Source organism: Dermabacter hominis NBRC 106157, assembly GCF_001570785.1.
Classification (GTDB): domain Bacteria; phylum Actinomycetota; class Actinomycetes; order Actinomycetales; family Dermabacteraceae; genus Dermabacter; species Dermabacter hominis.
In genome coordinates, this window is record NZ_BCSI01000019.1 from 1 (window position 1) to 7,799 (window position 7,799).

The window sequence follows — 7,799 nt, forward strand, 5'->3', positions numbered from 1 at the left end:
CGGGGCCGCGTCGTTGATCTGACGGATCACCGCGGCCCCGCCGGCTGGCGTGCTGCGCAGGCGCTTGCTCGCGAAGGCGCCATTGTTTACCTCGGTGACGCGATCCCGCGCGAGCGCGCGTGCAGTTTCGATCAACGTGCGCGGGAACTCGGGCACGAGTCGCTCGTGCTTCAGTGGGCAAGCGAGCCACGTGGGCAGATTCGTTCCGACGCTTGCCCGCCTCACGCCGAGAAAGTGGCGCTCTCCGAAGACCAGGAACCGTCGGACAATCGCGCCCACGCGCCCGGCGCTGTCACCCTCGTGGGTGGAGGGCCGGGTGAGCCGAACCTCCTGACCGTAGCCGCGCTCAAGGCGATTGTGCGTGCCGACGTCATTCTTCTCGACCGTCTGGGCGTGGCGCTCAATGTCATGGATCTCGCGCCTGGCGCACTCGTTCTCGACGTTGGTAAGGCCCCGGGACGCCACAAAATGTCGCAAGAGCGCATAAACGACACAATGCTCGCCTTTGCGCGCGAAGGGGCGAGGGTGGTGCGGCTCAAGGGCGGCGATGTGTTCATTTTTGGGCGCGGGGGAGAAGAATGGCGGTTCCTCGCCGCTCACGGCATCCGCGTCGACATCGTCCCTGGCATCACGAGTGCGCTCAGCGTTCCCGCCCGTGCGGGCGTCTCTGCAACCTATCGCAACGTGACGCGCGCGGTCACGATCATCTCGGGCCACCAGCCGTTTAACAATGCCGAGCTTTCGGCCCTCGTCGCGCTTGGCGGCACGATCGTGATTCTCATGGGAGTGGCAACTTTCCCCTCAACCGTCGCGGGCTTGCGAGCGGCTGGCCTGCCGGATTCCACTGGCGTCGCGCTCTTAGAGCAGGGCTACACCGCCCACGAGCGCCACACGTTTACGACGCTCGGCGCTGCGATCGAGGATGCCCGCTCGCGCAACGTGACGAACCCGGCGATCATCGTGATCGGTGACGTCGTCAATGTCCGGGAAACCTCGGCAGAACTCACCGAAACAACCCCGCTCGCCGCTACCGAATAAGAGGAGTTCCCATGAGCATCCCTAACCCGACCGCTGCAGCCGAACCGACTGAGCGTCCTCTTGCCGGTCTGCGCGTGGCCGTGACCGCTGCACGACGTGCTGACGACCAAATCGCTGCTCTCGAGCGCGCCGGAGCCGAAGCGTTCCACGCTCCCACGATGCGTATCGTTCCAGTCGAAGACGACACGGCACTGATCGAAGAAACCCACGCTCTTCTCGAGGCCGCTCCGCCGACGTTCTTCGTGACGACCGGGCAGGGCATTAATTCGTGGCTTGACGTCCTTGAGGATCCTCTCAAGCAGCGGGTCCTCGACTACCTCTCCACGACACAGATCATCTGCCGCGGGTCTAAAGGCCGTGGCACCGTTCGCAAGTGGGGTCTTCCTGACGCTCCGAGCAGCGAGAAAGAAACGAGCACGTCGATGGTCGAGCTCGCGCTCGAACTCGGTATCGCCGATGGGCCAGTGGGGCTTCAGCGCCACGGATACGTCCCAGACAAGGCTCTCGCGCCGCTCGGCGACCGTGAACTCTACGTTGTGGCACCGTATCGGTGGGAACTCGCCGAGGACCTCGCACCGGTCCACACTCTCGTGAACGCGATCATCGCACGAGAGGTCGATGCGGTGACGTTCACCGCAGCGCCAGCCGTCGTCGCGCTCTTCCAGGTCGCGGAGGAGATGGGAGCTCGCACACAGCTTCTCGAAGCTCTCGACAACGACGTGTGCCCGGTTGCCGTCGGACACGTGACCGCCGAGCCGCTTGAAGACGAGGGGCTGCGCCCGCTTTACCCCGAGCGCGAAAGGCTCGGCGCAATGGTCAAGCTCATGGGAGAAAAGCTCAGGTCTCGCGAGCGTTGAGCCTGGAAAGCGCACCTTCGTAGCGCGCAGCTACGATCGGGGCGAGTGCGTCGCCGAGGTGGTCGAGGACCAGCCAGCCCGCGTCCTGGGCACGCTCGCGCGCCCTATCGAGCAGCAAGCCGGGGGCGGCGAATAGCGGCAGCACCGTTCCTGGGCCCTTGGCTTGTTCGAGGCGATCGTTGATGCGCGGTTCGCACGTGGCAAAACGTACGTGGACGCTGCGTCCCGTGTATGCCGCGAGGTCATCGCCGAGCGCTTGAACCGCTTCGTTTGCACCCGGGCGCGACGAGCCAACCGCGAGGAGGATGATCTCGCCGTGTGGATGGTCACCCTCGCCCTGGTCGAGCCGAGTTGCGAGGACGTCCACCATCTCTGCGCCCGTGCCGAGCACCTCGGCCTGCACGAGTTCGATCCCGTGGGCGGCTTTCGCCTCGCGCAGCTCGGTCGGTGCGTCCTCAGTCGCGTGATAGGCCTCGGTGAAAAGAAGCGGCACCGCGACAGCGGAGGAATACCCGTGTCCAGCGAGCATTTTCGCAACCTCGGTAATTGAAGGCGAGGCAAAATTCTCTAGATAGGCTGCGTGAGCCTCGATGCCGAGGCGGGCTCCCGCAGCGGAAACGAGGGACTCGGTCACGGCTGCGGCATCGGGGTTGCGGCTTCCGTGGGCGATACCTATCAATGCGGGGGCGGTCGATAACGTCATGCCAAAAACCCTACCCGACGTGCGCTTCCTTGATATTTTCGGCTCGCCCCGGCCGGCCGGCGGCAACGGGATCGGATCCCCACATTATGAGTGCTGCCGCGATCGTGCCGGTCGCCATGATGCCCGCGAGCACGAGCAGCTGGAACCGGCCAGCTTCAAGCGGGGAAGCACCCGCGAACACGGCCCCTACAAAGGCCCCCGGCATGGTCACAATTCCCGTGACACGGGTTTGGTCCACATTCGGGATGAGAGCTTCGCTCATGGCCCTGGACGCGATATCGCGCACCGCCCGGCGATTCGTTGCACCGAGACCGAGCCACCCCTCGATCTCGCCCCAATGCTGCGCGACGTCCTGGCTGAGCCTACGGCCTGAGAGGGTCACGACGCTCATGGCATTACCCGTAATAATGCCGCCGAAGGCGAGGAGGTTTTGTCCCGTGAAGGACTGTGCCCCCGTGAGGAAGACGGTAAGAACAGACGCCGCTACAGCCGTGCTCATCGAGATCGCGACGAGCACAACGGTGCGTGCATCGCCGCCAAGTCGCCTCGACGAGGTCCAGATGCCAAAGCCGAGCATGACGAGCAGCGCGAGAAAGACGTACGCAACGTTCGTGATCGCGACGCTAAGGACGCTTGCGAGGATCGCAAGCTGCAAAAGTGCCCGCACGAGGGCCACGGCAGGATCCGCCCACTTGGGAATGCTCCACGCACGCCGGAGCGCGAGCGTCAAAGTGAGGCACAGAGCGAGAGCGAGCGCCGTCTCGAGAAGAACAGACGTGCTCACGCCCAACTCCCGAACCTACTGTTTATCGACACCGAGGCGCTCGAGCTCCTCTTCGATGATGCTCGGATCGAGCTTGCGGAAGATCGGCTTTGGTTTCGCGACAGGCGCCCCGACCGTCACCGGGCGGTGGCCCCACGCAGGAACGTTCGTGTAGTCGCCCGTGATAATCGGGTATGAGCCGTCGGCGTCGAGATCGTCGACTTCTTCGATGCGCGGCATCGGCGCAACCTCGAGAGTGCCGCCCAGCACCTTCTCCACCTCGTTCGCGGAGAACGGCAAGAACGGCGCAAGCATGGTGTTGAGGTCAGTCACAACCTGCGCGAGCACGTGAAGGATCGTGAGCAGGCGGGGCCGTTCCTCTTCCGCCTTGAGCTTGAACGGCTCGGTCGCCGACACATAAGCGTTTGCCTCACCCACGAGGTGCATAATCTCGCTAATCGCGGCACGCTGGCGGTGGGTGCGAATGAGGTTTCCGACGGTGTCAAAGCCCTCGGTGATCTTTGTCAGTAGGGCGCTGTCCGCTTCCGTGAGCTCGCCAGCTGCGGGAATTTCGCCCACGTTCTTGGCGATCATGGCAGCGGTGCGGTTCACGAGGTTGCCCCATCCAGCAACGAGCTCATTGTTCGTGCGCGACACGAACTCGCTCCACGTGAAGTCGGCATCCTGGTTCTCCGGGCCCGCCGCGGAGATGAAGTACCGCAGGGCGTCGGCCTGGTAGCGTTCGAGAACATCGCGCACATAGATGACGACGCCCTTGGAACTCGAGAATTTCTTCCCCTCCATCGTGAGGAACTCCGAGCTCACGACCTCCGTCGGAAGATTAAGGGTGCCAAGCCTGCCGGGCTCACCGCCCTTGCTGCCGCCCCCGTTGTGGGCGATCAACTCGGCCGGCCAGATCTGTGAGTGGAAGACGATGTTGTCCTTGCCCATGAAGTAGTAGGAAAGAGCCTCCGGGTCGTTCCACCACTTGCGCCAGGCTTCTGGATCGCCCGTGCGGCGCGCCCACTCAATCGAAGCGGAGAGGTAGCCGATCACGGCGTCGAACCACACGTAGAGGCGCTTCGTGGGCTGATCCTCCCACCCCGGAACCGGAATGCCCCAGTCGATATCGCGGGTCATCGCACGCGGCTTGATGTCCTTGAGGATGTTCTGGCTAAAGCGGATGACGTTCGGGCGCCACAGTCCCGTCGCCTCACGCTCATCAAGCCACGCCCCGAGCGCGTCGGCGAGTGCGGGTAGGTCGAGGAAATAGTGCGTTGTTTCGATGAACTTCGGGGTCTCGCCATTGATGCGGGAGACCGGATCGATGAGATCGGTCGGGTCGAGCTGGTTGCCGCACGCATCGCACTGATCGCCGCGGGCGCCCGGCGTTTTACACAGAGGGCACGTGCCCTCGATGTAGCGGTCGGGGAGAGTGCGGCCGGTCGAGGGCGAAATTGCGCCGCGGGTGACCTGCTCGATCATGTAGCCGTTGTCCCGCACGGTCGTGAACATTTCCTGCACGATCGCGTAGTGGTTGCCCGAGGTCGTGCGAGTAAAAAGGTCGTAGGAAAGGCCCAAATTGACGAGGTCCTCGACGATCACGCGGTTGTTGCGGTCCGCGAGTTCGCGCGCCGTGATGCCCTCCTGATCAGCGGCCACAAGAATTGGGGTGCCGTGTTCGTCGGTTCCCGAGACCATGAGCACGTCGTGCCCGGCCATTCGCATGTAGCGCGAGAACACATCGGAAGGGACACCGAATCCGGCAACGTGGCCGATGTGGCGGGGTCCATTTGCATAGGGCCAGGCAACAGCAGAAAGCACAGTACTCATAGGGCTCCAATTCTACGACTTTTTATGAGGGAAGCGCCTTATCCTGGGGGCATGAGTTACGACAACGACACGAATGCCACCGGACTCACGCTCGCCCAGCAGAAAATGCGCGAGGCGGGCGTGGCGGAAGCTGCCATTAACGTCTTCAGCGACTTTTACCACCAGCTCGAGCAGGGCGTGACCGGTTCGATCCCGGAAGAGACGATCTCGCCGCTCACCGAGGTGGATCGCCTCGCCGATGTCGAGGTTGATCCCGAGGTTGCGAAGGATGCCTTCTCGAAGCTCGTTGTCATCAACCTCAATGGTGGGCTTGGCACCTCGATGGGCATGGATCGCGCGAAGTCCCTGCTCCCTGTACGCGATGGCAAGAGCTTCCTCGAGATCATCGTCGAACAGGTGCTCGCCGCTCGAAAGAAGACTGGCGCCCGCCTCCCGCTGCTGTTTATGAACTCGTTCCGCACGCGCGAGGACACCCTCGAGGTGCTCGCTAAATATCCCGACCTTCAGGTGGGGGATTTGCCGCTCGACTTCCTTCAGAATAAGGAACCGAAGCTTCGCCGCGACGATCTCACGCCCGTCGAATTCCCCGAGAACCCGGAGCTGGAATGGTGCCCGCCGGGCCACGGCGATATTTACACGGCCCTTCTCACCTCGGGCGTGCTTGATGCCCTGCTCGAACAGGGGTTCCGCTACGCTTCAATTTCGAATTCAGACAACCTCGGCACCGTTCCCTCGCCCGAGATTGCCGGCTGGTTTGCCGCTTCCGGCGCCCCTTACGCTGCTGAATTGTGCCGCCGCACAGCAGCGGACCGCAAGGGAGGCCACCTCGCTATCCGTAAGTCCGACTCTCGCCTTATCCTGCGCGACACCGCCCAAACCCCGGCGGAGCAGATGGACTACTTCACCGACGAGCACCGCCACCCGTTCTTCCACACGAACAACCTGTGGTTTGATCTTGAAAAGCTCAAGGAGATTCTCACCGAGCGCAAAGGCGTCATGGGTCTTCCGCTCATCCGCAACGAAAAGACAGTCGATCCTTCCGATAAAACGAGCACGCCGGTCTACCAGATTGAATCCGCCATGGGGGCGGCGATCGAGGTCTTCGAGGGGGCAACCGCGATTGTCGTTGACCGCTCGCGCTTCCTGCCCGTGAAAACAACGAACGATCTGTTGCTTGTGCGCTCCGACGTCTACGAGCTCACCGATGACTTCGCTCTTGAGAAAGTCGTCGAGAAGGCTCCGCTCGTGAAACTTGCCGACGGCCCCTACAAACTGGTGGGAGATTTTGAGCAGCGTTTCCCCGCGGGTGCGCCGAGTCTCAAGGGCGCTACCTCGCTCACTGTCGAGGGCGATTGGACGTTCAATGAGGGCGCCCGAATCGAAGGGGACGTGACGCTCGGGGCCGAGGGCGGGACCCTTCCCTGATCTCCCCTCTCTCCTTCCCCTCCCCCTCGAATTGCATAGGGGATACGGGGGTTTGGCGCGGTACATGCGGCCGCCCAGGCCCCCGTTTTAATGCCGCGTCGCCTTCCAAGAGTCATTGACGCGCCTGGTCTGGGCGAGGCTCGCTAGGTCAAGTGCATGCCGGCTCGCTAGACTCTCTTCGCCCGTGAAGAGTTTCCACATTTTCGAAACAGCCGTTGCGCGGGCTGTGGTGTTCTGGTTGGCTATGTGACATGGGCCTCGCTCGGGGCAGTGGGGTGGTAGTGGACCGGATCGGGGGAGTGCATGTTGAGCGGGCGAGCGCGGGCTTGTGGTGTTTTCGGCGTTGTCGCGTTGGTGGCGGCGGGGTTGGTCGGCTGCGGTGGGGGTGAGCCTGCTGGCGGTCCGACGCTTGCTGCGAAGCCATCGGCTTCTTCGTCCAGTAGCGATGCTGGCGGCTCTGACGGTGGCGGTGCGAGCGATGGCGGTGGGGAATCGTCCTCTCGCACGGCGAATCTGCCGCCCGAGAATGCTGTTTTGAAGGCACCTGATTTCAAGGATTACACGGGCATAAAGTACGAGACCGATCAGGGGGCCCAGGAGACAGCAAAGTACTTTGTTGATGCGATGTATTACGGGTATGCCACTGGCGATACGGAACCGCTGAAAAAAGTGGTTGATTCCGGTCAGTGCGAAAACTGCCAACGGGTCATTGACGGCATAGGTCGGTGGCGGGAGAAGTCTAAACATATTTCGCCCGCAGACATCTCCGAAGATGACATTTGGGTCGTTGAGTCTAACGACAACTTCACTCAAGTCGAATATTGGTACACCGTCAACGATGTGGTTGTGACGGAGGCGGGACAAAGTACTGAAACAGTCAAAGGTGAGAGAAAAGCATCAGCATTTCGCCTCCGTTACCTGAACGGATCTTGGCAGGTCCAAGAGGGTGTTTGGAAAGGGGCGGACGATGTCTCGCAGTAAAATACTCGGCTTCTTTCTTGGCGTGGTCATCGCGATCTCATGTTGGTCGGAACCGGTCTTAGGCGAAGAGACCTCAGATATTGATTTTGACGGAGTCGCCGAAACTGGATCTTTGACAATCGAGGGTAGAAAACCTGGAGCTCCCAGCAATGGCAGGTCAAATGGGCGAGCGAAGGGCAAACCTTCGGGGAAGCGTGAT

General features: G+C 62.2%; 8 protein-coding genes. 5 read left to right on the forward strand and 3 right to left on the reverse strand.

Going from position 1 to position 7,799, the window contains the following annotated elements:
- The coding region (gene cobA / locus DEHOM01_RS09465; protein WP_061212549.1) for a uroporphyrinogen-III C-methyltransferase at positions 1–1,038 on the forward strand (1,038 nt) is incomplete at its 5' end.
- Positions 1,039–1,049: 11 nt separating this feature from the next.
- The gene (locus tag DEHOM01_RS09470; RefSeq protein ID WP_061212550.1) at positions 1,050–1,895 is read left to right on the forward strand and encodes a uroporphyrinogen-III synthase; all 846 of its coding nucleotides are present in this window, start codon (positions 1,050–1,052) and stop codon (positions 1,893–1,895) included.
- Here the strand turns inward: DEHOM01_RS09470 and DEHOM01_RS09475 are convergent.
- The 3 genes from DEHOM01_RS09475 to metG are packed head-to-tail and all read right to left on the reverse strand — an operon-like array spanning position 1,876 to position 5,194.
- On the reverse strand, positions 1,876–2,598 hold the full coding sequence (locus DEHOM01_RS09475) for a sirohydrochlorin chelatase (protein WP_061212551.1): 723 nt from the start codon (positions 2,596–2,598) through the stop codon (positions 1,876–1,878). The genes DEHOM01_RS09470 and DEHOM01_RS09475 overlap by 20 nt on opposite strands.
- A 10-nt stretch (positions 2,599–2,608) precedes the next feature.
- The gene (locus DEHOM01_RS09480; protein WP_167346678.1) at positions 2,609–3,382 is read right to left on the reverse strand and encodes an ABC transporter permease; all 774 of its coding nucleotides are present in this window, start codon (positions 3,380–3,382) and stop codon (positions 2,609–2,611) included.
- Positions 3,383–3,397: 15 nt separating this feature from the next.
- Complete coding sequence (gene metG / locus DEHOM01_RS09485) at positions 3,398–5,194, reverse strand: methionine--tRNA ligase (protein WP_061212553.1); 1,797 nt, start codon at positions 5,192–5,194, stop codon at positions 3,398–3,400.
- A gap of 51 nt (positions 5,195–5,245) precedes the next feature.
- On the opposite strand from metG, the gene DEHOM01_RS09490 reads away from it, so the two are divergent.
- The 3 genes from DEHOM01_RS09490 to DEHOM01_RS10150 form a co-directional block, all read left to right on the forward strand.
- Entirely contained in the window at positions 5,246–6,619 is a 1,374-nt protein-coding gene (locus DEHOM01_RS09490; RefSeq protein ID WP_061212554.1) for a UTP--glucose-1-phosphate uridylyltransferase, read from the forward strand.
- A gap of 303 nt (positions 6,620–6,922) precedes the next feature.
- Positions 6,923–7,600, forward strand: coding sequence for a DUF6318 family protein (locus tag DEHOM01_RS09495; protein WP_156468348.1), 678 nt, complete (start codon positions 6,923–6,925; stop codon positions 7,598–7,600).
- Positions 7,587–7,799: hypothetical protein (locus DEHOM01_RS10150; RefSeq protein ID WP_217998009.1), on the forward strand; the 213-nt coding region annotated here is incomplete at its 3' end. The genes DEHOM01_RS09495 and DEHOM01_RS10150, both read left to right, overlap by 14 nt.